Genomic DNA, 26,272 nt, shown 5'->3' with positions numbered 1-26,272 from the left:
CCAGCAAGGCACAAGGTTAACCAAGGTGGCAGGGTTGCGCCTTGGGCTTTGTTCAACTTAGCACAGCACGCACGGCATACGATGGCGTACTTGCAGGCGCCAGCTATGCTGAGTAGGTTTTCCCCGGGCCAGGGAGCAATGGCCCACTCAGGTTGCCGACGGGAGCGTGGTCATGAGCAAGAAAATGCTGGTGGTGCTGACCAATACAGCCAAGTATCCAACCCTGAAACGGGCCACAGGGCTGTGGCTGGGTGAAGCGGTACATTTTGTCGAGAAAGCCGAACAGGCCGGCTACACGGTCGACTATGCCAGCCCGGAGGGCGGCTATGTGCCCATCGACCCCCATAGCCTGCAGATGGCGCCCGACCTTGACTGGCAATGGTATGACGACAAGCGCTTCATGACCCGCCTGGGCACCACCTTGAGCCCCGGCCAGGTGAAGGCCGACGATTACAGTGTCATCTATTACACCGGTGGGCATGGGGTGATGTACGACTTTGCCGATAACCAGGCGCTGCAGGAACTGGCACGCAGGGTCTACGAAAACGGCGGCATTGTCGCGGCGGTCTGCCATGGCGTGGTTGGCCTGCTGAATATCAAGCTCAGCGACAACAGCCTGCTATTGAAAGGCCGCAAGGTGACTGGCTTTTCCAATATCGAGGAAAAACTGGTTGAGCTGGACAACGTGGTGCCTTTCCTGACAGAGAATGAGCTTGTTGGCCGGGGTGGTGAGTACACCAAGCACGACGACCCGTGGGCAGCTTATGTTGTCGAGGATGACCGGCTGATCACCGGGCAGAACCCTGCCTCCACCGCCCAACTTGCAGAAAAAGTACTGGAAAAACTCAAGAACAGGTAAAGGCCTACACCCGCTTTTTGGTTTTCCTCTCGCGCAGACTGTACGTGGACTACAGCCGGCCGGCCATTGAATGCATAGGCTCAGGGCTCGGTTGTTCACCACGAACAGCTTCGGCCCGGAGAGCGATTGCCCTATGTTGAAGATCATGCACGCCGGGCGCCGCCTGCGGGAGCTGCTGCTGCTCACCACAGTGGGTCTGGTGCCTGTAATTTCCGGTCTGCTGGTGATGATTGTTCAGCTGGAAATGAAACTTGCGGAAAACGCCACCATCTCCGTTCAGGAAGCGGTGTTCAGCATTGACCAGGCACTGAACCGCCTGCACGAAGCCGCCCAGCGTGCCATGCCGCTTGCAGGCAAGCACTGCGACAGCGTCAAAAGCCAGTTACAGGAGCAAGTGGTAAGCCGCTCCATGATCAGGTCACTGACCTTGGTAGAAGGCAATGAAGCCTACTGCAGCAGTACTTCAGATTCTCTGGAACACTTATCGTCCTTTGCCGCGTCCGGCCAGCAAGTCGAACTGTCCTACGGGCAACCCGACAAACGCCGTAAGCTGCTGGTCAACTATTACTTGCAGGGTAATCATGGCGGGGTGATCGTGACCGCCTATGCCATTCAGCTACGCAGCGAACTGGACGGTTTTCAGGATGGGCTGACACTGTTGCTGGAGTTCGACGACCGCTACATCTGGAGCAAAGGCGACAGCCGTGACGCACAGCGCCCCTCACAGTCCGAGTTTCCTGCCAGCGCGCTGTCGACCAAGTATGGATACAGGGTAAAAGGCGGTTACGCCCAAGGCTTCACCGCCCAGGAAATACACCAATCAATGGTGCAGATCTTTCCCTCACTGATGCTGGTTGGGATCGTGACCGGCTCGATCGTGTATCTGGGCTTGTACCGGTCGCGAACCCACAGGCGTGAGGCGGCCGCCAGACATGCTTGATGGCGGCGCACCTCAAGCCGGCTCAGTCGGTGCTCAGCACACCACGGCGCACCTGGTCACGTTCGATCGATTCGAACAGCGCCTTGAAGTTGCCTTCGCCAAAGCCATCGTCACCCTTGCGCTGGATGAACTCGAAGAACACCGGGCCGAGCAGGGTCTCCGAGAAAATCTGCAGCAGCAGGCGCTTGTCTTCGGGCTGCGAGGCACCGTCCAGCAGGATGCCGCGTGCTTGCAGTTGGTCGACCGGTTCGCCATGACCCGGCAGACGCTCTTCGAGCATTTCATAATAGGTTTGCGGCGGCGCAGTCATGAAGCGCATGCCGAAGCCCTTCAGGGCATCCCAGGTCTTGAGCAGGTCGTCGGTGAGGAAGGCCACGTGCTGGATACCTTCACCGTTGAACTGCATCAGGAACTCTTCGATCTGCCCGGCGCCCTTGGACGACTCTTCGTTGAGCGGGATACGGATCATGCCATCAGGAGCGGTCATGGCCTTGGACGTCAGCCCGGTGTATTCGCCCTTGATATCGAAGTAGCGGATTTCACGGAAATTGAACAGCTTCTCGTAGAAGCCGGCCCAGTAGGCCATGCGCCCGCGGTACACGTTGTGGGTGAGGTGGTCGATGATCTTCAGGCCGGCACCCACCGGGTTGCGGTCCACGCCTTCGATGAAATTGAAGTCGATATCGTAGATCGAACTGCCTTCTTCAAAGCGGTCGATCAGGTACAGCGGCGCACCACCGATGCCTTTGATTGCCGGCAGGCGCAGTTCCATCGGGCCGGTTTCGATCTCCACCGGCTGGGCGCCCAGCTCCAGGGCACGGGCATAGGCCTCATGGGCATTGCGCACGCGGAACGCCATGCCGCATACCGACGGGCCGTGTTCGGCAGCAAAGTAAGAAGCGATGCTCTTGGGTTCGTTGTTCAGGATCAGGTTGATGCCACCTTGGCGATACAGGTGCACGTCCTTGGAGCGGTGGGTAGCCACCTTGGTGAAACCCAGTATCTGGAATACCGGCTCAAGTACGCCAGGGGTGGGCGAAGCCAGTTCGATGAACTCGAAGCCCATCAGGCCCATTGGATTGTCGAAGATATCAGCCATGTTCGTGTCCTCATCTGCAGCGAAAAATTATTGATTGCGTGGGATGTGGAACAGAAACGGCGGTGAGCACGGGATGCCCCGCACGCTGCGGGCGAGGAAGTCACCTATGATCAGCTTGAACCCATGGTATGTCATATGGACCCATTCTCGGCGGGCTTGATCCTTCGGTATTGAAGGATCTTATTGTTGTATTCGTAAACGGATTCTACATTGCGTAAAATCGTTTGTCGCGTTTTAGTTGGCCGTGCGTTCCGACAAGCGGCTATCCTCTCGTTACCCTCCACACACATCAGGTCAGCATGCCCCTCTCCGTGAAACGCCGCGCCAGCCTGGGCTGGCGCAACCTGCTGCCCTGGGCCGTTGGCGTGCTGCCGGTGGTGTGCGGCCTGGCCGTGGGGAGCTGGCAGGTCGAGCGCGAGATGCAGGCCAGCAGCCAGGCCACCACCCGCCAGGCGGTGGATCACATCGAACGCATCCTCGACAACCTGTCCAATGCCGCCACCGCACTCCTGCCGCTGGCAGGCAGCCCTTGCGACCAGGCCCAGCTTACGCTGCGTGCCCAGGTTACCCGCAATGCCTTCGTACGCTCCACCAACCTGTTCACGCACAACACGCTGTATTGCACGTCGCTGTTCGGCGCATTCGACGAACCGGTCAACGCCAGCGACTATACCGACGGCAAACTGTGGCTGATGGACGGTAACTCGGTCACCCCGGGGCACCCGCTACTGGTGTACCGCGCCAGCGACGGCAACCGCGGCGCAATCACCACGGTCGATGGCGACCACCTGCTCACGGCACTGCGCCTGATCGGCCCGGACGAAGACTTGCAGATACGGGTTGGCGAGGCCTGGATGGGCAAGGACGGTGTCGTTCACAAGGGTGCGCCACCTGCAGCCGCCAGCGCCAATGTGTTGCTGGGCTCGACGCGTTACCCGTTCAGCGTGCAGGGCGGCTACGGCGCCGACAAGCAAGGCCAGCTGCTGCGCAGCCATTACCCAGCCCTGCTCAGCCTGCTGCTGGTGCTGGGTGCCGTGGCTGCACTGGTGTGCCGTTGGCAGCTTCGCCGCGCCAACTCGCCCCGCGCCGAGCTGCGCAGGGCCCTGGAGGCCGACGAGTTCCTGCCGTACTTCCAGCCAGTGGTGCGCCAGGGCGATTATCGCTGGGCCGGTGCCGAAGTGCTGATGCGCTGGAAACACCCACGCGAAGGCCTGGTCCGCCCCGACCTGTTCATCCCCTATGCCGAACACAGCGGGCAGATCGTCGCCATGACCCGGGCGCTGATGATGCACACCGCGCAGAGCCTGGCGCCCTATGCCGGGCTGATGGAAGACGGCTTCCATATCGGTATCAACATCACTGCCGACCACTGTCGCGACCTGCGCCTGCTGGACGACTGCCGTACCTTCCTGCAGCATTTCCCGCCCGGCCGGGTGGTACTGACGCTGGAGCTGACCGAGCGCAAGCTGATCGAGCCCACGCCTGTCACCCTGGAGCTGTTCGAAAAGCTGCATGCCATGGGCGTGATGATCGCCCTGGACGACTTCGGCACCGGCCAGTCGAGCCTCAACTACCTGCGCCAGTTCAATGTCGACTACCTGAAGATCGACCAAAGCTTCGTCGCCATGATCGGCGCCGATGCGCTGTCGGTACATATTCTGGAAAGCATCATCGAGCTGTCAGGCAAACTGGGCCTGGGTATCGTTGCCGAGGGCGTGGAAACCGACACGCAGCGCGACTACCTGGCCCTCCATGGCGTGGACTTCCAGCAGGGCTACCTGTTCGCCAGGCCCATGCCGGCCGCCCAGTTCATCGAGGCACTGGCCACGCGCCCAGGCGCGGCGCAGTTGCCGCAAGGCGCAGCCCCTGAGATCATGCGCGGCTGATCCCCCGCACAACTCCCCCTTATTCGAGGCACTCGTGTCAAAAGGCATTGTTTCATCGGTCATGGCGTCCTGCTTGTTCGCTGTGATGTACTTCTATACCTCGCTGCTCACACCACTCGATGGCGAAGAAATCTTTGGCTGGCGCACCCTGCTGACGCTGCCCTGCCTCACCTTGTTCATGCTGGTGTCGAAGGACTGGAAACGGGTAGGCGAACTGTTGGGCCGGGTAAAACGCACGCCAGTGCTGTTGCTGGGCATGGTCGGTACATCGTGGCTGATGGGCGTGCAATTGTGGCTGTTCCTCTGGGCGCCACTGCACGGGCGCAGCCTGGAAGTGTCGATGGGTTACTTCCTGCTGCCGCTGGCCATGGTCCTGACCGGGCGGCTGGTGTATGGCGAGCGCCTGTCGCGCCTGCAAAAGGTAGCCGTGGCCTGTGCCGCGCTGGGCGTTGGCCACGAGCTGTATCAAAACGGCAGCTTTGCCTGGGAAACCCTGCTGGTGACGATCGGTTACCCGATCTACTTCGTGCTGCGCCGGCGCTGCCGCACCGACCACCTGGGCGGGTTGTGGTGCGACATGTGCCTGCTGCTCCCTTGGGCGCTGTACTTCGTCACCCAGGGCCCGCTGTCCAGCGCCGACCTGCAAGCACATCCCGCACTTTACGCACTGATCCCGATCCTTGGCGCGATCAGCGCCTCGGCCCTGATCGCCTACGTGCTCGCCAGCCGCCTGCTGCCGTTCAGCCTGTTTGGCCTGCTCAGCTACGTCGAGCCCGTGCTACTGGTGGGCGTGGCGCTGCTGCTGGGCGAAACCATCGGCCCGGATCAGTGGCTTACTTACCTGCCGATCTGGGCCGCGGTGCTGGTACTGGTGCTCGAGGGTTTCAAGCACCTGCTGCGTCAGCGTCGCCGCTCGGTGTAAGCCTTACCTGGCGCACCCGCCGCTCTTCAACCGCCTCCACGGTGAGCGTCCAGCCATTCCAGGCCAGGCGGTCGCCCACCATCGGCAGGCGGTCGAGCAGGCTCATCACCAAACCTGCCAGCGTCTGGTAATCCTCGGTGGCACGGGCACTGAAGCCGGTACGTGCCTGGACCTGGCTCAGGTTCAGGGCACCGCTCACCACAAAGCCTTCGCCCTCCTGGACAATACCGGGGCCTTCAACCTCACTGGCATCGGGCAATTCACCGGCAATCGACTCAAGGATGTCGGTCATGGTCAGCAGGCCGGTGAAATCACCGAACTCGTTGACCACGAACGCGATGTGGGTCGACTGACCACGCATCTGCTCCAGCGCGTTCAGGATGCTGAAGCTCTCCAACAGGTTCAACGGCACCCGGGCCATGCCTTCCAGGTCCGGCTGGCTGCCCGACAGCAGCTCCTTGAGCAACTCCTTCTTGTGCACGAAGCCCAATGGCTCATCGACACGGCCAGCGCGGATCAACGGCAGGCGCGAGTACGGCGAGTTGGCCAGCGCCTGGGTAATGGCCTCGGCCGGCTGCGCCAGGTCGATCATGTCCACCTCGGCACGTGCGGTCATCACCGTGCGGATAGGCCGTTCGGCCAGGTTCAGCACGCCACTGATCATCACCCGCTCACGGCGGTCGAACAGCACCTGTTCCTCACCACCTTCGACCAGGTCGGCGATTTCCTCGCCCACCTCGTCAGCCTCGACGCGGCGACCACCCAGCAGGCGCAGCACGGCATGGGCGGTGCGCTCACGCAACGGCCGGTGCTGCTGCAAACTGCGCTTGCGGCGGGCACGGGCCAACTGGTTGAACAGCTCGATCAGAATCGAGAAGCCGATAGCCGCGTACAGGTAGCCTTTCGGGATATGGAAGCCCAGGCCTTCGGCGGTCAGGCTGAAACCGATCATCATCAGGAAGCCCAGGCACAGCATGATCACCGTGGGGTGGGCGTTGACGAAGCGGGTCAACGGTTTGCTGGCAACGATCATGATACCGATCGAGAAGATCACGGCGATCATCATCACCGACAGGTGCTCGACCATGCCTACTGCGGTAATGACCGCGTCCAGCGAAAACACCGCGTCGAGTACCACGATCTGGGCAACGATCGGCCAGAACGCCGCATGGCGCACGGCGCCGCTGGCCTGGGTTACATGGCCCTCAAGGCGCTCATGCAGCTCCATGGTGGCCTTGAACAGCAGGAACACACCACCGAACAGCATGATCAGGTCACGGCCGGAGAAGCTCTTGTCGAACACCTCGAACAGCGGCGCGGTCAGGGTGACCATCCACGAGATACTGGCCAACAGGCCCAGGCGCATGATCAATGCCAGGCTCAGGCCAATCACCCGCGCACGGTCGCGCTGATGCGGCGGCAACTTGTCGGCAAGGATGGCGATGAACACCAGGTTGTCGATACCCAGCACCAGCTCGAGGACGATAAGCGTCAACAGGCCTAGCCAGGCCGTGGGATCGGCTAGCCATTCCATTAGCAGGTACTCACGAGGAAAGCGTCACAAGGACGGGGGAAGGATGGCCGAAAGGGCCGAAGACTGGGGGGCTCCGCGAAGGCGCTCATATAGACCTTGTCAACAAATTGGGAAGAAGATGCTACAAGCACAGCAGGTTTCCCTGATAGCGCAAAACTATTACAAAACCTGTAACAAGCAGGCTCCCACCAGGGCACGGGTTTCAACATGGGTACTTTTCTTCAATACCCTGCCCAAACGAATGCAAGAAGATCAGGCCATCTTCAGCCCAATGGATCCGCTCATGAGCCTGTCCCTGTCCATGGCCGCCTTCGCACTGGCGGCCTCGATCTCACCCGGCCCGGTCAACATCGTTGCCCTGAGCAGCGGTGCCACCCATGGTCTGCGCGCCAGCCTGGCCCACGTGGCTGGCGCCACGCTGGGCTTCTGCCTGTTGCTGGTACTGGTCGGCCTGGGCCTGCATCAACTGCTGCTGCGCTGGCCGTTACTGGGCCTGCTGCTGCACTGGGGTGGCGTGGCATTTCTGCTGTACATGGCGTGGAAGCTGGCCAGTGACGACGGCCACCTGGGCGGTGCACATCCTGATCACGCCCCTACAGCCTGGCACGGCGCCGCCATGCAATGGCTCAACCCGAAGGCCTGGCTGGCCGCCGTGGCCGGGGTTGGCGCCTACACCGGCGGTGAGCAGCCCCTGCTGTGGTTGTTCACCTGGATCTACGGACCGATCTGTTTCCTGTCGGTTGCCAGTTGGGCCTGGGCCGGAAGCGTGGTTCGCCAGTATCTGGGCAAGCCCCGGCACATGCGCCTGCTCAATCGGGGGCTGGCGCTACTGCTGGTGGGCAGTGCGGTTTACCTGGTTATCTGACCACATCGGCATTGCGGTAATGCCCAGGCGTCGCCGCCAGGTGCTGTTTGAAGGCCCGCTGCAGGTGCGCCTGGTCGGCAAACCCGGCCTCCTGCGCCACCTCGGCAATCGGCCGCCCTTGACGCAACTGCGCCCTGGCCAGTTGCACGCGCTGGTCGAGCAGGTAGCCATGCGGCGTCAGGCCGAAGCGTTGGCGAAACGCACGAATCAGATAGGAACGTGACAGGCCGCAAGCCGCGCAGATGTCTTCAAGGCTCAGCGGGTCGCTGCGATGGGCGCGCATGAACGCTGCTGCAGCCTCCAGCCGCGGGTTGCCCTGGTCATTCACACAAGCGTCGGCGCCGAGAAAGCCCGGCAATGAGCAGAACAGGGCTGCCAGGCGGCCTTCCCGGTCTGGCACGCTCGCATCGAACAAGTCAGCAAAGGTTCGTAGCAGCCGTTGGTACAACGCAGGCGATGTACTCCAGGTGTGCGTCGGCAAGTGAAAACCTTGCGTCTGTAACCAAGGCAGGTCGACGAACAGCATCAGGTACGACCAAGGCTCACCGTCAATGGGGTTGCAGGTATGCACCACCCCCGGGTTCATCAGCACCGTGGTGCCGGCCCTTGCTTCGATGCGCGTGTCACCGGTCAGGTAGGTGCTGCACCCACCCGTGATCACACCAATCGAAAAGCTCTCGTGGGAATGTGCGGCATAACACACCTGTCGCCCGTCCCCTACGCGCCTGGCCTCGACAAAGGGCAATGCCGGGTCACGCCAGAACCGCGAAACCTCGATCATCCCCTCGTCCACTCGTTGCTGACATGCCCCGATACTACACACTTATCGCGCAAACAGATCGAGCGTGCGCTCCACTTCATCGATATCGATCCGGAACCCATCGCCCTCCGGTATCCCGACCACAAAGCCGAACTGCTGGTGGTCGCGATCCGTCAGGTATTTGTAGTAGCTGACAAACCGGTCAGGCGGCTGCAAGGTCAGCAGGCTACCGCCAGGCTGCAGCACATTCACCCCATGCACCAGCTGGCTACCCTCCACGCCAATCACCACGTTCGCCCCCGCGCAGGCTGCAACAATACTCGGCACATCCGACTTGAGCGGGTTGACCACGCGAAAGCCACGGGTAACCCGCAGATGCTCGGCAAGCTCAAGCTCGTTACGCAGCAAGCGCAAGTCGCCATCACCGCCACGCAGCAGGAACACCCCAGGGTGCGGGGCATGCGGTACATGCGACAGCAGCTTGTCGCCCATGGCCCGATAGCGGGCGTGCCGGCTGCGGTTGTTGCTTTGGTCGTCGAAAAGCACCAGTTCCCGGAAAAACGCACTGCGCAGGCGCAACGGCTTCATGTCCAGCCAGTCTTCATAGGCGGGCGCCTGGGTAAACAACGGGTACCTGGCCGACGGCGCAGTGGTCACGGGTATGCCTTCGTTACAGGCCAGCGCGTAGGTGGGGCAATCTTCCATCAGCCAGGTGCCGAACCAGGAATTGCCGTTTTGCGTGCAATAAATGGCCGCGCGATCGATTTCGTTGTCCACGATGATGCCAGGAAAGGTACTGGGCTTGAGCGACAGCCAATGGCTGGCCTTGCCTTTGTACAGCGCACCATCGACCAGCCATACATTCTTGATCAGGTACCCACGGGTCGGCCCTTGCAGCGTGCTGACGCCGCCCTCCATGGTACGGGCGGGGTGCACGTAGGGGTAGAAACGCTTGCCCTCCCAGCCCGTCACCCGTTCCAGTTGGCCGGGCAGGTAAATGGCGGGTGGCGACACTGTGGTTTCGCCTGGGGCAATGTCCCAACTCTTGCTGGCAATGCTCTTGAGGTCGATGGCCGTGTTCTTGCCCAACCGCTTGCGTGCCATGTAGCGGTAAGCGGCCAACGTCCAGGTATGCTGCTTGGCGCCGGGCGATGCACTGAACTGCGAGATGTCGCTTCCCATGAAGCGTCCTCCCTTGGTAACAAAGTCATAAACCGGGCGCCAGGCGCCCTTTCAACGCATCCCTGGCAAACACTCAGCTGGACATTACCCGCTCCATGGCGGGGGGGGATTGCAAGTTGGCATACCTGCTGCGCAACGCCTCCACGAACGGCTCGCCCGCCCCGTTGCCACCATAGAGGTAAATCTTGTGCAGGCCGCCAAACACCATTTCGTGGTAACGGCTGGCAAACTCCTCTTCACTAGGCCCCTCGGGCAAGCCCAGGTGCAGCGTGAGCTTGTCGCCTTCAACCGCGAACATGGGCGTGTCCCACAAGAACTTCGCGGTACCGGCCTTGGGCAAGCGCACAAACAAGTAGGCATGATTACCCAGCGAATCGATGTCACCGCCGCGCCGACGCTTCCATTTCAGCAGCCCGTCATCCGGGCGCGCCAGGCACAAACCAATGTCGTAATAATCGAAGCCATGTTCCAGCGCCCACTCAAGGGCCATGAACGTCGTGATGGAGTTCACCTCGCGCAACTTTTTGGCATCGGAAAACACCGCTTCGCAATAGCCAAAACGCAAGGTACTCCAGTAACGCTTGCCACCGCGTACCACTTCACATCCCAAGTGGCAGCCGATCACTTCATCGCCCACGGTAATCAGGTCGAGCCGGCCAACACTCTTGGCAATGCGGAACACTTCATCGGTGGGAAACTGCGCAGCATGAATACCCTGCCGGGCCGTGGCATAAGGGCGCAGCAGTTCACGATCAGCCATGGCGATCTCGTCGTCCGAAAGGGCCTGGCGCATCTGGTAAAGCGGGCGATTCTTGCGAATGCTGCGCCGCAGTTCGCTGTCGTAGCGGGCCGTGATGTCTTCCAGCGGGCGCCCTAGCGGTACCACGGCGCTCAGGTAATGCGGCACTGAAAGCGCCCCCGACGTTGGCATTTCGCTGATGACCACTACGTGGTTGGCCGCCGTTGTGGCACTTGCGCCTTCCACGATGGCAGCACTGCCCTGCCCCTTGCCGCCGATCAGCAGCTTGGCCATTTCCCGTTGCTGCTTGCGGCCAATGTAGAGGATTTCGTAAGGGCTCTCCTGCTGCAGCCTGAACCGGGCAACTTCCCAACGCCAGAAACAGGCGCGCGCCAGCACTTCACGCACCTTGCTGGCCAGCAGCCTCATTTCGTAGCGCAGGGAGGGCGACAGGAATTTACGCGCTGTAGCCGTCAGGGTCTCTTTCATTTCTTCTTCGACGTCCTTTTGAAGTGCTCTATGGTCAATCGGAAAAGAGAAAAATTCAGCAAAACCACTTAACGCTTTGATTTTTATAGTGTGCCCTGAAACTTTGTTATCACATTCAGTAACAATTTAAGATGCCTGCAAAGGCTTTGGCAAGCGGCTTCCAGCTAACTTTAGATCAAGTTTCATGGCGTCAAATTTCCTGCATGAAATGCATATTCAACAAGCACTTTGCTATAACCGTGCCCAACCAGCGCTTTCTTGACTACCCATTCGCTATCACTCAATTTGTTTTCATGCCTTCATTGCATAAATGCGGGCAAATGCCTGCGCGTCGACGGGCGCAGGGCGGCAGGTTGGGCCAGACTGGTGTTTTTCCGGCAGCCGGTGCATGCTCGCAGCTGAAGCGATTCACCCGGCTTGAAACCCGCCCTGTCATGTGAGGTGCAGTACCCATGGACCGTCTGCTCGATTCACTCTTCCCCAGCGCCGAAAACATCCCCGAAACCTGGCGCCTGGGAGCCCCCCTGGAACAACGCGACTACCTGGTGAATGGCGAACTCAGGCGCTGGGGCGGGCCCCTGGCCACGGTACGCAGCCCTGTATGGCTCAAGGAAGGCAACGAAGAACGCCAGGTGGTACTGGGCAGCGCTCCGCTGCTCGATGCAGACACCGCCCTTACCGCGCTGGACGCTGCCGTGCAGGCCTACGACAAGGGCCGTGGCGCCTGGCCGAACATGCGCGTCGCCGAACGTATCCAGCACGTCGAAACCTTCCTGGCACGCATGCGCGAACAGCGCCAGGCTGTGGTCAAGCTGCTGATGTGGGAGATCGGCAAGAACCTCAAGGATTCTGAAAAGGAATTCGACCGCACCTGCGACTACATCGTCGACACCATCAACGCCCTCAAGGACCTCGACCGACGCTCCAGCCGCTTCGAGCTCGAACAAGGTACGCTGGGCCAGATTCGCCGTGCACCGCTGGGCGTGGCCCTGTGCATGGGCCCCTACAACTACCCCCTGAACGAAACCTTCACTACCCTGATCCCCGCACTGATCATGGGCAACACGGTGGTGTTCAAGCCGGCCAAGTTCGGCGTACTGCTGATCCGCCCATTGCTGGAAGCGTTCCGTGACAGCTTCCCGCCAGGGGTAATCAACGTCATCTACGGCCGCGGCCGGGAAACGGTGAGCGCGCTGATGGCCAGCGGCAACATCGATATATTCGCCTTCATCGGCACCCACAAGGCCGCCAGCGACCTGAAAAAGCTGCACCCGCGCCCGCACCGGCTGCGCGCCGCACTGGGGCTGGATGCCAAGAACCCGGGTATCGTGCTGCCACAGGTCGACCTCGACAACGCCGTTGAAGAGGCGGTTACCGGTGCGCTGTCGTTCAACGGCCAGCGCTGCACGGCGCTGAAGATCCTGTTCGTGCACGAAGACGTGGTCGATAGTTTCCTCGACAAGTTCCAGCGCAAACTGGCCGCGCTCAAACCCGGCATGCCGTGGGAGCCCGGCGTAGCGCTGACACCGCTGCCAGAGCCCGGCAAGGTCGACTACCTCGACGGCCTGGTCGCCGATGCCACCGCCAAGGGCGCCCGCGTGCTCAACGAAGGCGGCGGGCAAAGCCGCGGCTCGTTCTTCTACCCGGCTTTGCTGTACCCGGTCAGCCACGAAATGCGCGTGTACCACGAGGAGCAATTCGGCCCGCTGGTACCGGTAGTGCCCTACCGCGACCTGCAAACCGTCATCGACTACGTGCTGGACTCCGATTACGGCCAGCAACTGAGCCTGTTCGGCAACGACCCGGCGACCATCGGCAGTCTGGTCGACACCTTCGCCAACCAGGTCGGGCGCATCAACATCAACGCGCAATGCCAGCGCGGCCCCGATACCTACCCGTTCAACGGCCGCAAGAACAGCGCCGAAGGCACCCTGTCGGTACATGACGCCTTGCGTGTGTTCTCTATCCGCACGCTGGTCGCCACCCGCTTCCAGGAGGCCAACAAGGAACTGATCAGCGAAATCATCCGCAACCGCCAGTCGAGCTTCCTTACCACTGACTACATCTTCTGACGGCCGCGTTTATAGACAATCGATCTAGCGCCCTTGTCGATTTTCCATCCGCGCAACCGACTCTAAGCAACAGGGCGCCCTCCGGCGCCCACTGCAAAGGAGCGTCGAACATGGCAGTCAAACCCATCCCCGAAGGCCAGCACAGCATTACCCCCTACCTGGCCATCAACGATGCCGCCAAGGCCATCGAGTTCTACAAGCAGGCCTTTGGTGCGGTCGAAATGTTCCGCCTCGATGCCCCAGGGGGCCGCGTTGGCCATGCCGAGCTGAAAATCGGTGATTCATCGTTGATGCTGGGCGACCCCTGCGACATGGAGGGCGGGCTCACCGCCAGCCAGAAGCTCAGCGGCGCAGGCGTGGGCCTGCACTTGTATGTCGAGGACTGCGACAAGGTTTATGCCCAGGCCCTGGCGGCTGGCGGCACCCAGTTGCACCCTTTGACCGACCAGTTCTACGGCGACCGTAGCGGTACCCTGAAAGACCCGTTCGGCAATATCTGGTTCGTCTCGACCCACAAGGAAGACCTCACCCCCGACGAAATTCGCGCCCGTGCGGCGAAGATGTTCGGCGGTAACTGAGCGGCATGTTGAAAGCGGCGCGAGTTTGCTTGAAGCTTGGGGCTTGTAGCTTGGAGCTGCTTCATGCGAATCATCGACAAAACCGCCGCCCAGGTGCGCAGCCTGACCCCCGCCGAGGAAGAGCTGCTGGTCGGCTTTGCCACCGGCAGCCTCGCCGGCCCACGCCTGTTGCAGGCCAACCAGCTGCTGATGAAGGTGCGCAACGCCAACCAGTGGCTGGCCTGCGACTGCCGTAGCGATGCCTTGCCAGTGCTCAACGTCACGCTCAACGGGAATACCGGCACGCTGTTTATCAAGAACAACCCGGGCACGGCCGAGCACGCACCCGGCTGCCCGTTCACTAAGGACGAGCGGGAAGCGGCCGAACGCGAAAACGACCCGGCACCGCCCGCTGCCTGGTTGCCGCCAGACACACCGCTGCGCCTGATCGGCGACTTCCGCAGCGCCGCCAGCGGTGCCGGCGGCGATGGCAATGACCGGCGCGAACAACAGCGCCTGCTGTCCCTGCTGTTGACCTGGATCGAAACCAGCGGCCTGAACCTTTACGCCACACACCTGAAAAAGGACCTGACCACCCAGTTTGCCGAACTGCGCAGCGTGGCCAACCGCTACCCGCTGCTGGAACGGGTACCCGCCAGCAACTACCTGGAAACCCGCCTGGACATGAAGCACATGATGATGCTCAAGTCCCGCCTGCGCGAAGCCACTGTGTTTGGAAACCATCGCCGCCACGGGCTGATGCTGGACTGCGTCGACCAGATCAAAGGGCGCAAGCTGTTCAACAACCGCAATGAAGACGGCTTCGACTTCCAGGGGCACCACCTGTACTGGGGCGGTAACCGCACCACCGGGCCATTACTGGCGCTGATGATCTACTCGCCAACCAGCGCCGGCAGCCATTACTACGAGCTGATCCATGTGGCCAGCGTACCGGTGCTGTCCCGCGCACACCTGTTCCCGGTGTACCGCGATGAGGAACGCGAACCGCTCAAGGCGCTGGTGTCGCTGATCGACTGGATGGCCAGCAAGGGCGTGAAGGTACAGATGCGCCGGCCGGTAATCGGCGGGCAGGTGATGGATGAACTGGTGCTGACGTCGGACCAGGACCGGGTGCTGTCGGTGTCGCTGCTTGAACAGCCGATCGGGCCTGAGCCGGACGCCGAGAATTTCAAGCGCTATGCCGACTTCAAAAGCCTGGAAACCTTCCGCAAGTTCGTTGCCGGCTTTTTCATGCGTGAGCGTTGAAACCTATTCGTCTGCTTGCGCAGATCCTTGTAGGAGCGGCCTTGTGTCGCGATCGGGCTGCGGAGCAGCCCCTCGATTTGTCCGGCGACGCTGATATCGCGGGGCCGCTTTGCGGCCCTATCGCGACACAAGGCCGCTCCTACACAAGATTGCATTGGTCACACAATTTGAGTCACCCCAGAAACAGCTTGTAAGCCGGGTTATCAGTCTCATCCCAATACCGATACCCCATCTCATCCAGCGCCAGCGGCAACCCTGCCAACTCGTCCCCCGGCACCTCCAGCGCTGCGAACACCCGGGCCTCTGCCGCGCCATGGTTGCGGTAATGGAACAGGCTGATGTTCCAGCGCTTGCCCAGCCGCTCCAGAAAGCCCAGCAACGCCCCGGGCCGCTCGGGGAACTCGAAGCGCATGACCCGCTCATCCGCACCCGGCGCGGCATGCCCCCCCACGGTATGGCGCACATGCAGCTTGGCCAGTTCGTTTTCGGTCAGGTCGAGCACGCTGTAACCCTGCTCGCGCAGGTTGGCCAGCAGCTGGTCTCGCGGGTCGTGCAGCGGGTGCGTCTGAACGCCCACGAACAAACGCGCTTCCTTGCCTGGGTAATAGCGGTAGTTGAACTCCGTGATCTGCCGCTTGCCCAGCGCCTGGCAAAACGCACGGAAGCTGCCCGGCTGCTCCGGGATGGTCACGGCAATGATTGCCTCACGCTGCTCGCCCAGCTCGGCCCGCTCGGCCACATGGCGCAAGCGGTCGAAGTTGACGTTCGCACCGGAGTCGATGGCCACCAGCGTCTGCCCCTGAACACCATCGCGCGCCACATATTTCTTGATCCCGGCTACCGCCAGTGCACCGGAAGGCTCGGTGATCGAACGGGTATCGTCATAGATGTCCTTGATCGCCGCACACAGCTCATCGCTGCTCACCGTCACCACTTCGTCAACGAAATGCCGGCACAACTCGAAGCAATGTGCGCCGATCTGCGCCACCGCCACGCCATCGGCAAAGGTGCCGACCTGCGGCAGGATCACCCGCTCGCCAGCGGCCATGGCGGCCTGCAGGCAGTTGGAATCCTCCGGTTCCACGCCGATCACCTTCACCTCGGGGCGCAGGTATTTCACGTAAGCGGCGATGCCGGCGATCAGCCCACCACCACCGACCGGAACGAAGATGGCATCCAGTGCACCTGGGCGCTGGCGCAAGATCTCCATGGCTACCGTGCCCTGCCCGGCGATCACGTCCGGGTCATCGAACGGCGGCACGAAGGTGGCCCCTTCACTGTCGGCCAGCTTCAGCGCGTGGGCTAGTGCGTGGGGGAAGCTCTCACCGTGCAGCACCACATGTCCGCCGCGTGAACGTACCCCTTCAACCTTAAGTGAAGGCGTGGTAGTCGGCATGACGATAGTGGCCTTCAGGCCCAGGTGGGACGCCGCCAGGGCCACGCCCTGGGCATGGTTGCCTGCCGAGGCAGTGATCACCCCACGCTCGCGTTGCGCGGTGCTCAGCCGTGACAGCCGGGTGTAGGCGCCGCGGATCTTGAACGAGAAAGTGGGCTGCAGGTCTTCACGCTTGAGCAACACCTGGTTACCCAGGCTGGCAGACAGTGCCGGCGCAGCTTGCAGCGGTGTTTCGATGGCCAGGTCGTACACCGGCGCGGCAAGAATGCGCCGCACCTGCTCCGACAGCAGTTGCTGGGGGGTAACGCTGGCACGAGGGACGCTGAAGCTGGTCATCGATGACTCCTTGGCTGTTTTCACGTTGCCCAGGAGTCAGAGAGTGGAAACCCGCCTCCAGGGCGGGTTCGGTGCACGTACGCGCTAGCCCGCCAAACTGATAATGGCGGTAATAATAATGGCGTTCACATGCGGGAATGTTTTCATGGGGTAGGAACTTAGCCGTTAGTGCGGCACAAAGTCAACACTTGGCCTGCTGCGCCGAAAGCGGTACATCGAACACTTTGTCGAACCCCCACTGGAAGACAAAGGCGTACACGAAGAAGAACACGAACAACGCCAGGTTGGTCAGCAGTGCCGCCCACAGGCTCACATCCAGCCAGTACGCCACCAGCGGCAGCAAGATCACCACCAGCCCACCCTCGAAGCCCAGGGCATGCAGCAGGCGCCGCAAGAAGGTGCGCTCGCGCTGCTGCTGGCGCGCTTCCCAGCGCTCGAACACCCAGTTGTAACCCATGTTCCAGCTCATCGCGATGGCCGACATCATGACCGACAACGCGGCCGACTGTGCCATGCCAGCGCCGAACGCCAGCTCTAGCACCGGCGCCACGCAGGCGACGGCGATGGCCTCGTAGAGAATGGCCTGGACGATCTTGCGGGCCTTGCCTTGCATGTTCAGCTCCCTGGGTAAACGACCTGTAAAACTACAAGATGTGGCCCACAAGAAAAAGCCCGAAATTTGGACAACAGCGCGTTCGGCTGCTTGTATCTATCCCGTACAAACGGCGACATCTCGTACAACTTCGTCGAGGGAACCGAGCGAGGATAAAGACGATGGCCCACACCGCCCCCACGGTGACTGCCGTATGAGCCTGGCATTCATCGATTTTCTCACCTATGTGCTGTTCGGCCTGAAGATCCTGGCCATCACCCTCGCCTCGCTGATGTTCCTGCTGGGCCTGGACGACCTGTTCATCGACCTGTGCTACTGGGGCCGCAAGCTGATCCGGCGTTTTCGCATCTACGACAAGTTTGAAAAGGCCGACGAGAAACGCCTGTACGAAGTCCCGGAAAAACCCCTGGCCATCATGGTCCCGGCCTGGAACGAAGTGGGCGTGGTCGGTGAAATGGCGCGCCTGGCGGCCTCCACCATCGACTACGAGAACTACCAGATTTTCGTCGGCACCTACCCCAACGACCCGCAAACCCAGGCCGACGTCGACGCGGTGTGCCTGCACTACCCCAACGTGCACAAGGTGGTGTGCGCCCGCCCCGGCCCTACCAGCAAGGCCGATTGCCTGAACAACATCATCGACGCGCTGCTGCGCTTCCAGCAAGACGCCGGTATCGAGTTCGCCGGTTTCATCCTGCACGACGCCGAAGACGTCATCTCGCCCATGGAACTGCGCCTTTTCAACTACTTGCTGCCGAACAAGGACATGATCCAGATCCCGGTGTACCCCTACGCACCGGAGTGGAAAGGCTTTACCGCCGGCCACTATGTCGACGAGTTCGCCGAAAACCACGGCAAGGACGTGATCGTTCGCGAAGCCCTTACCGGCCAGGTGCCCAGCGCCGGCGTGGGCACCTGTTTCAGTCGCCGCGCCATCAGCGCGCTGTTGGAGGACGGTGACGGCATTGCCTTCGACGTGCAGAGCCTCACCGAAGACTACGACATTGGCTTTCGCCTGAAGCAAAAGGGCATGAAGTGCATTTTTGCCCGCTATTCCATCACCGACCCGGCGCTGACCCTGCAGCAGGCGTGGCGCCCGGGCATGAGCCGGGAGTTCTCGCAGGTGATCTGCGTGCGCGAGCACTTCCCTCGGGACTGGCAGCATGCCATTCGGCAAAAGTCGCGCTGGATCGTCGGCATTGTATTCCAGGGCACCAGCAACCTCGGCTGGAGCCGCAAGGGCGCGCTCAACTACTTCCTCTGGCGCGACCGCCGTGGGCTGTTCGCCTACCTGCTGAGTTTTCTGGTCAACCTGTTGCTGCTGGTGTTGCTGGCCATGTGGCTGGTCACGGTGATTGCACCAGACGCCTGGCGCTTCATGTCGATCCTCAGCGACAGCTGGTTGCTGTCCACCCTGCTGTGGCTCAACGGCCTGATGCTGTTCAACCGCCTGTTCCAGCGCGGCTGGTTCGTTACCCGCTTCTACGGCATTGGCGAAGGCCTGCTGTCGGCGCCGCGCATGATGTGGAGCAACTTCGTCAACTTCTTCGCCAACCTGCGTGCCCTGCGCCAGGTCATGGAAATGGGCGACTCGCGGCGCGTGGCCTGGGACAAGACCACCCACGAGTTCCCCGCCATCGCCACCCCGGCCCGCACGCCGTTGGGCCAGCGCCTGGTGGCCAAAGGGTTGATCACCGACGAGCAGCTGCAACAGGCAATCACCAGCCCGGTACGCCGGCGCCTGGGCCGCGAGCTGCTACTGCGTGGCTGGCTGAACAGCGAACAACTGGTGGCTACCCTGGCCGAGCAACTGGACATGCCCTGGGCACCGCTGAACCCGTTCAAGCTTGACCCGCAACTGATCGCCAGACTGCCACGCAAACTGGCGACGCACTATGGCGTGCTGCCGGTAGCCGAAGACGGCGACACGCTGATCCTGGCCAGCGAAAGCCCGGTCAGCCAGGTGTCGCTGGGGGTGATCAGCCGCCACCTGAAACGCCCGGTCAGCGTCCGTCTGGCACCACAAGGCAGGGTAACCCTGGGCCTGCGCTTGCACTACCCCAGCCCCTGGCAAAAGCCGGAAACCCGCGACATGCTGGCCATCCTCGAACGCCATCAGGATGACGAAGCGCTGCTGGAGCAAGTCAGCCACCACCAGGTGATGCTCGGTGCCCTGCTGCAGGTACGCGGCATGGTCCCGGTCACCCTGTTCAACCAGGCCCTGATCGACTTCGACCCCGAACGCCAAAGCCTGGGCGAGCACCTGATCGCCCGCGGCATCATCACCGAGCAGGTGCTACAGCAGGCGCTCGATGAACAGGCCAGCGAACAGCAGGCTGCCCTAGACCTGACCCGGGAGGTGGCATGAAGCCGCGCGTTTCCCTCACCTTCACTGGCCTGTTGCTGTGCGCCACCGCCCTGCCCGCCACAGCCTCGGCGCCGATGACCGACTTCCAGCGGTTTACCAGCTTCCCGTTCATGGACCGCAGCTACCGTGAAGCGAAGAAGGACAACTGGGCCGAGGTCGAGCGCCTTACCCGCCACGTACTGGGCAGGGTGCCGAACAACGACGAAGCCCGTGCGCTGCTGATAGAGGCCCTGGCCCACCAACGCCGCTACAAGGACGCCCAAGCGCTGGCCGAACAGCTGGGCGGCAGCGCCGAATACGCCGACGCGCTGCTTGAGCTCCGCCTGACCTGGATCGAGCAGGACCCACCGCCGGCCAGCCAGGTGGAGCAATGGCTGGCTACCAGTGATGCCATGCACCGGGTGCGCCTGTGGCAGGCCTACAGCCTGAGCCTGGCCAAGTTCGGGGGGGCCGGCAAAGCACTGGCGTGGCTCAACCAGCTGCCACCGCGCGATGATGGCCAGGTGCTGCGCCTGGCCCGGGCCAACTTTGCCGAACAGTTGCGCAACTGGAAGGAAACCATCGAGCAACTGCAACCGCTTGCCGAAAAGGGCCAGTTGCCGGCCCAGGACTGGCAACGCCTGGCCAATGCCTATGTCCAGCAGGTGGATGAAAAGGGTCTGAGCAAGCTGCTGGCCAGCGCGCCCTCCCCTCAAGCAGCGAACCAGGCGCGCCTGGCCATGGCCAACCGCGCCATTGCCGTGGGCCATAACCAGGCAGCCCAGCGCTGGTTGCAGTCGCTGCCGCCCGAGCAACTGAATCAACCCGACCAGCGCCAGCAACTGTGGGAGCTGGCCCGCGAAGGTGACGATGCAGCGCTGGTGCGCCGTTTGAGCAACGATTTGCAGCGCCCCTGCCTGGAAACCGTAGACTGGCTGTCACGGCAAGACCCGGACCAGGCCCGCGAACAGTTCAAAGGCTGTACCTCCAGCACCGATCCTCGTGCCTACGCCGTGCTCAAGCAACGGCTGTATGGCGCCCCACCGCAACCGCCACAGCCGCGCACAGCCAGCGAATGGGAAAAGCGCTACCGGCAAAGCGGCGACCTGGCAGCGCTGGAGCAAGCCACGTTCCTGCTGCTGGAGCAAGGCCAGGCCGAGCACGCCCGGCAACTGCTGGAGCAGGCCTATGACCGCCGACAGGGCCACCTCAGCCCATCGCTGCTGCAACGCCTGGGCAATCTGTATGCGCGTACTGACGGGCCGCTGGACAGCCGCCGCATGCTTGGCCTGATACCACGAGTGGATGCCAACACCCGCGCCCAGCTACTTGGCCGCCTGGCCGAAGCCGGCCAGTGCGATGCCGTGCGCCAGGCGATACCGGCCACCCCGAGCGAACCGGGCCAGTACCGCGCACTGGGCCGCTGCGCCATGCCTGACCAGCCCGGCGAGGCGGTGGTCTACTACCAGGCCGCCGAACGCTTGGGCGGCAGCGCAGATCGCCTGCCATTGGCCTATGCCCTCGAAGCGGCAGGCGACTCCGAGGCTGCCCTGCCCATCTGGCGCAGCGTGCCGGACAACGCCTGGACCGACAACGCCCGCCTCACCGCCGCCCGCGGCGCGCTGAATGCCGGCGATGCAGAAGCCGCCCGACGCTACTGGGACGCCGCCGCGCACCACAGCGCTGATGACTGGGCGCTGGGCGCCGCCATCGCACAGCGCCAGGGCGATTACCCGTCCGCCTTGGGCTTCCAACGCCAGGCCTTGGCCAGCACCCCACGCGCCGACCACTACTACGCGGCCGCCAGCACCGCGCAACTGGCCGGCGACAGCGCGCAGAGCATGGCCTGGCTGGCCGAAGCGGTGCGCCTTGCCCCCGATCAGCCACGCTACCGCGCCGATTACGGCATGCGCCTGGCCGGCTCCACCGACAAGGCCCAGCGACGCCAGTCGATCCCTTACCTGGAGCGGGCGACCCACGACTTCCCCGAAGACTACCGCCTTGGCGAAACGCTGGCCTTGCGCTACGACGAAGCTGAAGACAGCGCCTCGGCACGCCGCGAGCTGCGCCGTATTCTCGATGTGGAACAGAACCTGGTCGACGGTGACGATGAGTACGGCAGCCTGGAAGCCCGCAAATACCGCCAGCGCAGGGCTCACGAAGCCCTGTCACGGCGTGACACCATCACCCTGGCCAGCACCTGGTCACCCGCCGGCACCTCAACCAACGACAAGTTCCTCGACAACGGCCAGCGCAGCGGCAGCTCGCGCCGCGCCCAATCGCAGAACGTGCAACTGGCCATGTGGGACCACGCCCTGGGCGAAGAGCCGAGCCGCAACGGCAGCACCCTGTCGGTCTATGGGCGGGTGCTGTTCGGTGGCCAGAGCCGCACCGACTATGCGCAAAGCATGGGTACCGGCGTTGGCCTGCGCTACAAGCCGCTCGGCCAGGCCAACCTCAACCTGTACGCAGAGCTGTACCACCAGCGGCAGATCGACGAAGAACACTACCGGGGCCTGAGCCTGGGCCAGTTGCTCAACCCTGCCAAGGTTGGCGGCAACTGGGGCGACCTGCGCCACCACGCCGAGTCGAGCAATGACCTGCTGCTACGCGCCACCGCCTCGTTCCTCGACCAAGGCGACTGGCGCAACGACTGGCGGGTGGATGAAGACGACTGGAACGAGCGCTTCCTCTACCTTGACGCGGCCTGGTGGACCCGCGCCGGCGACCACGCCTGGCTGTCGCGCTACCAGCAAGGGCATGCCTGGAAACTGCCGGGCAGCTCACCGCAAACCCTGATGCCCTACGGCTTTGTCGAGTTTTCCAGCCAGGACCCGAGTAACGACTGGCGCCAGGACGCCCGCGCCGGGGTGGGTGTGCGCTGGCAATGGTGGTTCGATGACGACCGCTACAACGCCTACCGCGGCTCGCTGAAAGTGCGTGCCGAGTACCAGCAGTCGCTGGGCGGTAACCTTTACCAGCGCGCCAATGGCGTGCTGGTCGGTGCGGAGATGACCTTCTGATGCGTACGATCCTCGCCCTCTGCCTGCTTGCCCTGTGCCTGCCCGCCACGGCCGACCAGCGCCTGTTCTACCAACCGCTCAACCGCGACGCCGGTGTTACCCCGGCCCAGTGGCAACAGCTGTGGCACGCCACCGTGGCGCAGGGTGGCAAGACCTTGATCGTGCAATGGAGTGCCTATGGCGACAGTGACTTTGGCGGTGCCCAGGGCTGGTTGGCCAACAGCTTGCGGGCCGCACGTGCCCAGGGGCTGCAACTGGTCGTGGGGTTGTACATGGACCCGGCCTATTACCAGCGCCTCGACGAACTGGACGGCGAAGGCCTGAACAGCTACTGGAAAGCGCAACTGGGGCGTTCGCTAAGCCAGTACCAGCACCTGCGCCGGACCTGGCAGTTGCCGGTGGACGGTTGGTACCTGCCCATGGAACTGGACGACCAGCACTTTCGTGAAAGTGAGCGCCGCGATGCGCTGTACCGCCAGTTGCAGGCCTTCAACCGCCAGTTGGACAAGCCTTTGCACATCAGTGGTTTTAGCGCAGGCAAGCTGTCGCCGCGGGTCAATGCTGCCTGGCTGGATCAACTGGCGGGTCTGGGCTTGACGGTGTGGTGGCAGGATGGCGCCGGGACCGGGCGCTTGCCTGCGTTGGTGCGTCAGGGCTATGAGCAGGCCTTGCCGTGCCGGGTGGGTGTGGTGCGTGAGGCGTTCCGCCAGGTGAGCGCACCGGGGCAGGCATTCCGGGCAGAGCCTGCCGAGCCGAAGGTGGGTGGCGGGTGCCATGCCGAGGCCGTATTTGCCTTGCGCTACCGGCCCTGGGCCCAGGGTGTTTTGCCACAGAATTGAGCAGCCAGGCCGGGCCTCTTCGCGGGCAAGCCCGCTCCCACAGGATCTGCGCAGCGTTCGAAATTTGCGCGGTCCCTGTGGGAGCGGGCTTGCCCGCGAAGAGGCCCGGCCTGGACAAGCAGTAGTCTCAGGAGCCCACCGATGTTCAAGACCATCGAAGCACACATCCGCAAGCAGGTCGCCCCCGCCGCCTTGCGCGCCGAGTTCCGCCAGCACGAATTCGAGTCCATGCGCCCGTTCTGCCAGCTGGTGTTCTGCGTCAGCATCCTGATCTGGCTGGTCTTCGACCTGATCGTCAGTTTCCTCGGCGACCAGGGTTTCACCTGGCGGTCCTACGTGTTCATCGCCCTGCTCGGTTGCCTGACCGTGGTGCTGCGCTTCACCCGACGCAGCCATCACTTCGACGTGCTCAACCTGCTGTTCATTGCCGTCATCACCTTGAGCATGCGCCTGGTGATCGAAGGCATACCGGTGGCCCTGCGCCCGGTGTGGCTGGTGCTCGGCGTCTCTACCGTGCTGTATGCCTTGTCGGTGCTGCCGACGCGGCGCTGGTCGTTCTTCTGCGCCATGGTCATCACCTGGGTAGTACTCAACCCCTTCTACCACACCCGCATCGAACCCGATGCACTCGAAGGCGCCATGCTGATCAGCTATGCCGTGTTCCTCAGCGGCCTGGTCAGCTACAGCTACCTGCAGATCCGCAAAGCCAAGCTGCACAATTTCTACCTGTCCAAAGTGCTACTGGAGCAGGCTTATGTCGACGCGCTGACCGAAATCCCTAACCGCCGCTCGTTCATGGCCAAGGCGGAGCAACAACTGAAACTGGCAACCCCGGGGCAGTACCTGGCGATGGTCGACATAGACAACTTCAAGAAGGTCAACGACCGTTTCGGCCACGACATTGGCGACGAAGTGCTCAAGCGCGTGGCACTGCATATCAAGGCAGCCATGGTCGATTCCGAATTTGCCCGGCTGGGCGGCGAGGAGTTCGCCATTTTTCTTGAAGGGCAGGACCAGCAAGGTGCCGAACAATTGGTGGAGGCGTTGGTACGCAGAGTGCGTGATGATGCCGGCGCACACCCGGTCACCATCAGCATCGGCCTGGCACAGGTGAGCGCGGGCGACACCTTGACCATGGCGTTGGTCAAGGCCGACCAGGCGCTGTATGAAGCCAAGCACACCGGCAAGGACCGGTTTGTGCTGTGGACGTCACAGCTGGCGGAACAGGGTTAGCAGGCAGCCCATCACCCCGCCGGCAAACGAATGCGGAACTGCGCCCCACCCAATGCCGACTGCGCCACGGTCAAGGTCCCACCCTGCCCCTCGATCGCTCGCCGGCTAATGGCCAGCCCCAGGCCAAACCCACCCGTGTTGCGGTCGCGGCTGCGATCCAGCCGATAGAACGGCTGGAAAATCCGCTCCCGCTCCTCCACGGGTATGCCAATCCCGTCATCCTCCACCGTCAGCAGGCAGGCGCCATCGCCCTCCAGACGCAAGCGCAGCAACAGGCTTTCATCGCAATAGCGCATGGCATTGCGCACCAGGTTCTGCACCGCCCGCGCCGTCAGCCGCGGGTCCAGCACAAACCGGGGAAGGTTGCCTTCGGCCTGCACTTCCCAACGGATGTTGCGGCCATCGAGCTCTTCGGCAAAACCGCCGAGCACGCTGTCGACCAACTCCAGCAACGACACCTCGACCCGCTCGCGGGCCTGGTCGGCGTTGTACAGGCGGCTATAGGACAACAGTTCCAGCACCAGTTCATCCAGCTCACGCACGTGCCCCACCAGTTCCAGCAGGCGCTTGCGGCTGGCAGGCGGCACTTCGTCGAACAGCAGCACCAGGCCGAAATCCAGCCGGGTCAGTGGCGTGCGCAGCTCGTGCGACACCGCATTCAGCAACTCGCGTTGCTGGTTGACGTGGCGCTCCAGGTCGCTGGCCATGGTGTCGAACACCCCCGCCAGCTCACCGATGTTGGAATGCGGCGAAATGTGCGTGCGCTCGGCCATCTGCCCCTGGCCCAGGCGCCGGGCGGTTTCCTTCAGCCGCTCCAGGTCGCGCCAGTGCGGCCATACCCACAGCAGCAGGCAGCCCAGCATCGCCGCGCCGATCAGCACGGTTACCCCCCACGACAGCACGTTGATGTCCAGCGGGTCTGGCGGTGAGTGCAGGCGCACCAGCCATTGCTTGTCCAACGGTGCCAGCACTGTTTCGTAGTAGCCCCACTCGGCAATGCGCACCGCGTACAGGCCGTGCTCCAGCCGCGCCTGCTCTTCGGCGCTCAACTCGGCCTGGTCCATGCGCAGCAGTTGCAGCTCCAGCGGCGCGAAATCGCGGGCCAGCTCCTGCGCCACCGCTGGCCACTGCTCGGGCGGGGCCTGGCGGAACTGGCGCACGATCAGCGCCTGTACACCCTTGGCCTGGTCCAGGTTGTAGGCCATGAAGCGGTCGCGGAACAGCCCGACGATGGTGTCAGGGATGAACAGCAACGCACCGGCATAGGCAACGATGATGACCAGGTACAGCCGCACCAGGATCTTGAGCATGGCCG

Annotated in this window: 20 protein-coding genes; 12 read left to right on the top strand and 8 right to left on the bottom strand. The window is 62.7% G+C overall.

What is annotated here, in order from left to right; genetic code table 11:
• Nucleotides 1-172 precede the first annotated feature (172 nt).
• Nucleotides 173-859 (top strand): type 1 glutamine amidotransferase domain-containing protein, encoded by a 687-nt coding sequence (locus tag ACQKPZ_RS10320; RefSeq protein WP_427537448.1) that lies wholly within the window; start codon nucleotides 173-175, stop codon nucleotides 857-859.
• Between the two features lie 133 nt (nucleotides 860-992).
• A complete protein-coding gene (locus ACQKPZ_RS10315; RefSeq protein WP_427537445.1) occupies nucleotides 993-1,799 on the top strand; it encodes a CSS-motif domain-containing protein in 807 nt (268 codons plus the stop codon).
• Nucleotides 1,800-1,821: 22 nt separating this feature from the next.
• Here the strand turns inward: ACQKPZ_RS10315 and hppD are convergent, their stop codons facing one another.
• Nucleotides 1,822-2,898, bottom strand: a complete 1,077-nt coding sequence (gene hppD, locus ACQKPZ_RS10310) for a 4-hydroxyphenylpyruvate dioxygenase (RefSeq protein WP_346643578.1) — start codon at nucleotides 2,896-2,898, stop codon at nucleotides 1,822-1,824.
• 299 nt (nucleotides 2,899-3,197) lie between these two features.
• On the opposite strand from hppD, the gene ACQKPZ_RS10305 reads away from it, so the two are divergent.
• Both ACQKPZ_RS10305 and rarD read left to right on the top strand, forming a co-directional pair.
• Entirely contained in the window at nucleotides 3,198-4,784 is a 1,587-nt protein-coding gene (locus tag ACQKPZ_RS10305; RefSeq protein ID WP_427537442.1) for an EAL domain-containing protein, read from the top strand.
• A 34-nt stretch (nucleotides 4,785-4,818) separates the two neighbouring features.
• Nucleotides 4,819-5,706 carry an EamA family transporter RarD gene (rarD, locus tag ACQKPZ_RS10300; protein WP_391133403.1) on the top strand — a complete coding sequence of 296 codons (888 nt, stop codon included), beginning with the start codon at nucleotides 4,819-4,821 and terminating at the stop codon, nucleotides 5,704-5,706.
• Here rarD and ACQKPZ_RS10295 read toward each other — a convergent pair.
• Nucleotides 5,669-7,240, bottom strand: coding sequence for a TerC family protein (locus ACQKPZ_RS10295; protein WP_391133406.1), 1,572 nt, complete (start codon nucleotides 7,238-7,240; stop codon nucleotides 5,669-5,671). The two genes, rarD and ACQKPZ_RS10295, sit on opposite strands and share 38 nt — an antisense overlap.
• Nucleotides 7,241-7,523: 283 nt before the next feature.
• Between ACQKPZ_RS10295 and ACQKPZ_RS10290 the strand changes: the two genes are divergently transcribed.
• Complete coding sequence (locus ACQKPZ_RS10290; RefSeq protein WP_427537439.1) at nucleotides 7,524-8,105, top strand: LysE family translocator; 582 nt, start codon at nucleotides 7,524-7,526, stop codon at nucleotides 8,103-8,105.
• Here ACQKPZ_RS10290 and ACQKPZ_RS10285 read toward each other — a convergent pair.
• The 3 genes from ACQKPZ_RS10285 to ACQKPZ_RS10275 form a co-directional block, all read right to left on the bottom strand.
• Nucleotides 8,098-8,886 carry a helix-turn-helix domain-containing protein gene (locus ACQKPZ_RS10285; protein ID WP_427537436.1) on the bottom strand — a complete coding sequence of 263 codons (789 nt, stop codon included), beginning with the start codon at nucleotides 8,884-8,886 and terminating at the stop codon, nucleotides 8,098-8,100. The two genes, ACQKPZ_RS10290 and ACQKPZ_RS10285, sit on opposite strands and share 8 nt — an antisense overlap.
• Nucleotides 8,887-8,928: 42 nt before the next feature.
• The gene (locus ACQKPZ_RS10280) at nucleotides 8,929-10,047 is read right to left on the bottom strand and encodes a glycosyltransferase 61 family protein (RefSeq protein ID WP_427537433.1); all 1,119 of its coding nucleotides are present in this window, start codon (nucleotides 10,045-10,047) and stop codon (nucleotides 8,929-8,931) included.
• Nucleotides 10,048-10,120: 73 nt separating this feature from the next.
• On the bottom strand, nucleotides 10,121-11,275 hold the full coding sequence (locus tag ACQKPZ_RS10275; RefSeq protein ID WP_427537430.1) for a hypothetical protein: 1,155 nt from the start codon (nucleotides 11,273-11,275) through the stop codon (nucleotides 10,121-10,123).
• A gap of 452 nt (nucleotides 11,276-11,727) precedes the next feature.
• On the opposite strand from ACQKPZ_RS10275, the gene ACQKPZ_RS10270 reads away from it, so the two are divergent.
• The 3 genes from ACQKPZ_RS10270 to ACQKPZ_RS10260 all read left to right on the top strand — a co-directional run bounded on the left by ACQKPZ_RS10270 (nucleotide 11,728) and on the right by ACQKPZ_RS10260 (nucleotide 15,170).
• Nucleotides 11,728-13,347 carry an NADP-dependent glyceraldehyde-3-phosphate dehydrogenase gene (locus ACQKPZ_RS10270; protein WP_427537427.1) on the top strand — a complete coding sequence of 540 codons (1,620 nt, stop codon included), beginning with the start codon at nucleotides 11,728-11,730 and terminating at the stop codon, nucleotides 13,345-13,347.
• Nucleotides 13,348-13,457: 110 nt separating this feature from the next.
• Nucleotides 13,458-13,925, top strand: a complete 468-nt coding sequence (locus tag ACQKPZ_RS10265) for a VOC family protein (RefSeq protein ID WP_012272133.1) — start codon at nucleotides 13,458-13,460, stop codon at nucleotides 13,923-13,925.
• 63 nt (nucleotides 13,926-13,988) lie between these two features.
• Nucleotides 13,989-15,170: a hypothetical protein gene (locus tag ACQKPZ_RS10260; RefSeq protein WP_427537424.1), complete on the top strand. Its 1,182-nt coding sequence runs from the start codon at nucleotides 13,989-13,991 to the stop codon at nucleotides 15,168-15,170.
• Nucleotides 15,171-15,342: 172 nt separating this feature from the next.
• Here ACQKPZ_RS10260 and ilvA read toward each other — a convergent pair whose 3' ends face one another.
• The gene (gene ilvA / locus ACQKPZ_RS10255) at nucleotides 15,343-16,902 is read right to left on the bottom strand and encodes a threonine ammonia-lyase, biosynthetic (protein WP_427537421.1); all 1,560 of its coding nucleotides are present in this window, start codon (nucleotides 16,900-16,902) and stop codon (nucleotides 15,343-15,345) included.
• A 181-nt stretch (nucleotides 16,903-17,083) separates the two neighbouring features.
• Nucleotides 17,084-17,515 carry a PACE efflux transporter gene (locus ACQKPZ_RS10250; RefSeq protein WP_403195825.1) on the bottom strand — a complete coding sequence of 144 codons (432 nt, stop codon included), beginning with the start codon at nucleotides 17,513-17,515 and terminating at the stop codon, nucleotides 17,084-17,086.
• Nucleotides 17,516-17,708: 193 nt separating this feature from the next.
• Here ACQKPZ_RS10250 and nrfB point away from each other — a divergent pair, with 193 nt between their 5' ends.
• The 4 genes from nrfB to ACQKPZ_RS10230 all read left to right on the top strand — a co-directional run bounded on the left by nrfB (nucleotide 17,709) and on the right by ACQKPZ_RS10230 (nucleotide 24,957).
• Nucleotides 17,709-19,883, top strand: a complete 2,175-nt coding sequence (gene nrfB / locus ACQKPZ_RS10245; RefSeq protein ID WP_391133435.1) for a cyclic di-3',5'-guanylate-activated glycosyltransferase NrfB — start codon at nucleotides 17,709-17,711, stop codon at nucleotides 19,881-19,883.
• A complete protein-coding gene (locus ACQKPZ_RS10240) occupies nucleotides 19,880-22,885 on the top strand; it encodes a phage receptor (RefSeq protein WP_427537418.1) in 3,006 nt (1,001 codons plus the stop codon). The genes nrfB and ACQKPZ_RS10240 overlap by 4 nt, the downstream gene beginning before the upstream one ends.
• Nucleotides 22,885-23,724 carry a DUF4434 family protein gene (locus tag ACQKPZ_RS10235; RefSeq protein ID WP_427537415.1) on the top strand — a complete coding sequence of 280 codons (840 nt, stop codon included), beginning with the start codon at nucleotides 22,885-22,887 and terminating at the stop codon, nucleotides 23,722-23,724. Before ACQKPZ_RS10240 ends, ACQKPZ_RS10235 begins: the two co-directional genes overlap by 1 nt.
• Before the next feature lie 141 nt (nucleotides 23,725-23,865).
• Nucleotides 23,866-24,957 carry a diguanylate cyclase domain-containing protein gene (locus tag ACQKPZ_RS10230; protein WP_427537412.1) on the top strand — a complete coding sequence of 364 codons (1,092 nt, stop codon included), beginning with the start codon at nucleotides 23,866-23,868 and terminating at the stop codon, nucleotides 24,955-24,957.
• An 11-nt stretch (nucleotides 24,958-24,968) separates the two neighbouring features.
• Here the strand turns inward: ACQKPZ_RS10230 and ACQKPZ_RS10225 are convergent, their stop codons facing one another.
• Complete coding sequence (locus ACQKPZ_RS10225) at nucleotides 24,969-26,267, bottom strand: ATP-binding protein (protein ID WP_427537409.1); 1,299 nt, start codon at nucleotides 26,265-26,267, stop codon at nucleotides 24,969-24,971.
• Nucleotides 26,268-26,272: the final 5 nt, after the last annotated feature.

The sequence above is a fragment of the Pseudomonas sp. NPDC089547 genome, assembly GCF_050280665.1.
Lineage (GTDB): Bacteria > Pseudomonadota > Gammaproteobacteria > Pseudomonadales > Pseudomonadaceae > Aquipseudomonas.
Note: the sequence above shows the minus strand (reverse complement) of the source record. Positions and strands in the feature narration are given on the sequence as shown.

What these genes read in the sequence shown, in the direction of transcription:
- ACQKPZ_RS10320 (WP_427537448.1), top strand. Translation starts at nt 173, where the DNA reads ATGAGCAAGAAAATGCTGGTGGTGCTGACCAATACAGCCAAGTATCCA.
- ACQKPZ_RS10315 (WP_427537445.1), top strand. Translation starts at nt 993, where the DNA reads ATGTTGAAGATCATGCACGCCGGGCGCCGCCTGCGGGAGCTGCTGCTG.
- hppD (WP_346643578.1), bottom strand. Translation starts at nt 2,898, where the DNA reads ATGGCTGATATCTTCGACAATCCAATGGGCCTGATGGGCTTCGAGTTC.
- ACQKPZ_RS10305 (WP_427537442.1), top strand. Translation starts at nt 3,198, where the DNA reads ATGCCCCTCTCCGTGAAACGCCGCGCCAGCCTGGGCTGGCGCAACCTG.
- ACQKPZ_RS10295 (WP_391133406.1), bottom strand. Translation starts at nt 7,240, where the DNA reads ATGGAATGGCTAGCCGATCCCACGGCCTGGCTAGGCCTGTTGACGCTT.
- ACQKPZ_RS10290 (WP_427537439.1), top strand. Translation starts at nt 7,524, where the DNA reads ATGAGCCTGTCCCTGTCCATGGCCGCCTTCGCACTGGCGGCCTCGATC.
- ACQKPZ_RS10285 (WP_427537436.1), bottom strand. Translation starts at nt 8,886, where the DNA reads ATGATCGAGGTTTCGCGGTTCTGGCGTGACCCGGCATTGCCCTTTGTC.
- ACQKPZ_RS10280 (WP_427537433.1), bottom strand. Translation starts at nt 10,047, where the DNA reads ATGGGAAGCGACATCTCGCAGTTCAGTGCATCGCCCGGCGCCAAGCAG.
- ACQKPZ_RS10275 (WP_427537430.1), bottom strand. Translation starts at nt 11,275, where the DNA reads ATGAAAGAGACCCTGACGGCTACAGCGCGTAAATTCCTGTCGCCCTCC.
- ACQKPZ_RS10270 (WP_427537427.1), top strand. Translation starts at nt 11,728, where the DNA reads ATGGACCGTCTGCTCGATTCACTCTTCCCCAGCGCCGAAAACATCCCC.
- ACQKPZ_RS10265 (WP_012272133.1), top strand. Translation starts at nt 13,458, where the DNA reads ATGGCAGTCAAACCCATCCCCGAAGGCCAGCACAGCATTACCCCCTAC.
- ACQKPZ_RS10260 (WP_427537424.1), top strand. Translation starts at nt 13,989, where the DNA reads ATGCGAATCATCGACAAAACCGCCGCCCAGGTGCGCAGCCTGACCCCC.
- ilvA (WP_427537421.1), bottom strand. Translation starts at nt 16,902, where the DNA reads ATGACCAGCTTCAGCGTCCCTCGTGCCAGCGTTACCCCCCAGCAACTG.
- ACQKPZ_RS10250 (WP_403195825.1), bottom strand. Translation starts at nt 17,515, where the DNA reads ATGCAAGGCAAGGCCCGCAAGATCGTCCAGGCCATTCTCTACGAGGCC.
- nrfB (WP_391133435.1), top strand. Translation starts at nt 17,709, where the DNA reads ATGAGCCTGGCATTCATCGATTTTCTCACCTATGTGCTGTTCGGCCTG.
- ACQKPZ_RS10240 (WP_427537418.1), top strand. Translation starts at nt 19,880, where the DNA reads ATGAAGCCGCGCGTTTCCCTCACCTTCACTGGCCTGTTGCTGTGCGCC.
- ACQKPZ_RS10235 (WP_427537415.1), top strand. Translation starts at nt 22,885, where the DNA reads ATGCGTACGATCCTCGCCCTCTGCCTGCTTGCCCTGTGCCTGCCCGCC.
- ACQKPZ_RS10230 (WP_427537412.1), top strand. Translation starts at nt 23,866, where the DNA reads ATGTTCAAGACCATCGAAGCACACATCCGCAAGCAGGTCGCCCCCGCC.
- ACQKPZ_RS10225 (WP_427537409.1), bottom strand. Translation starts at nt 26,267, where the DNA reads ATGCTCAAGATCCTGGTGCGGCTGTACCTGGTCATCATCGTTGCCTAT.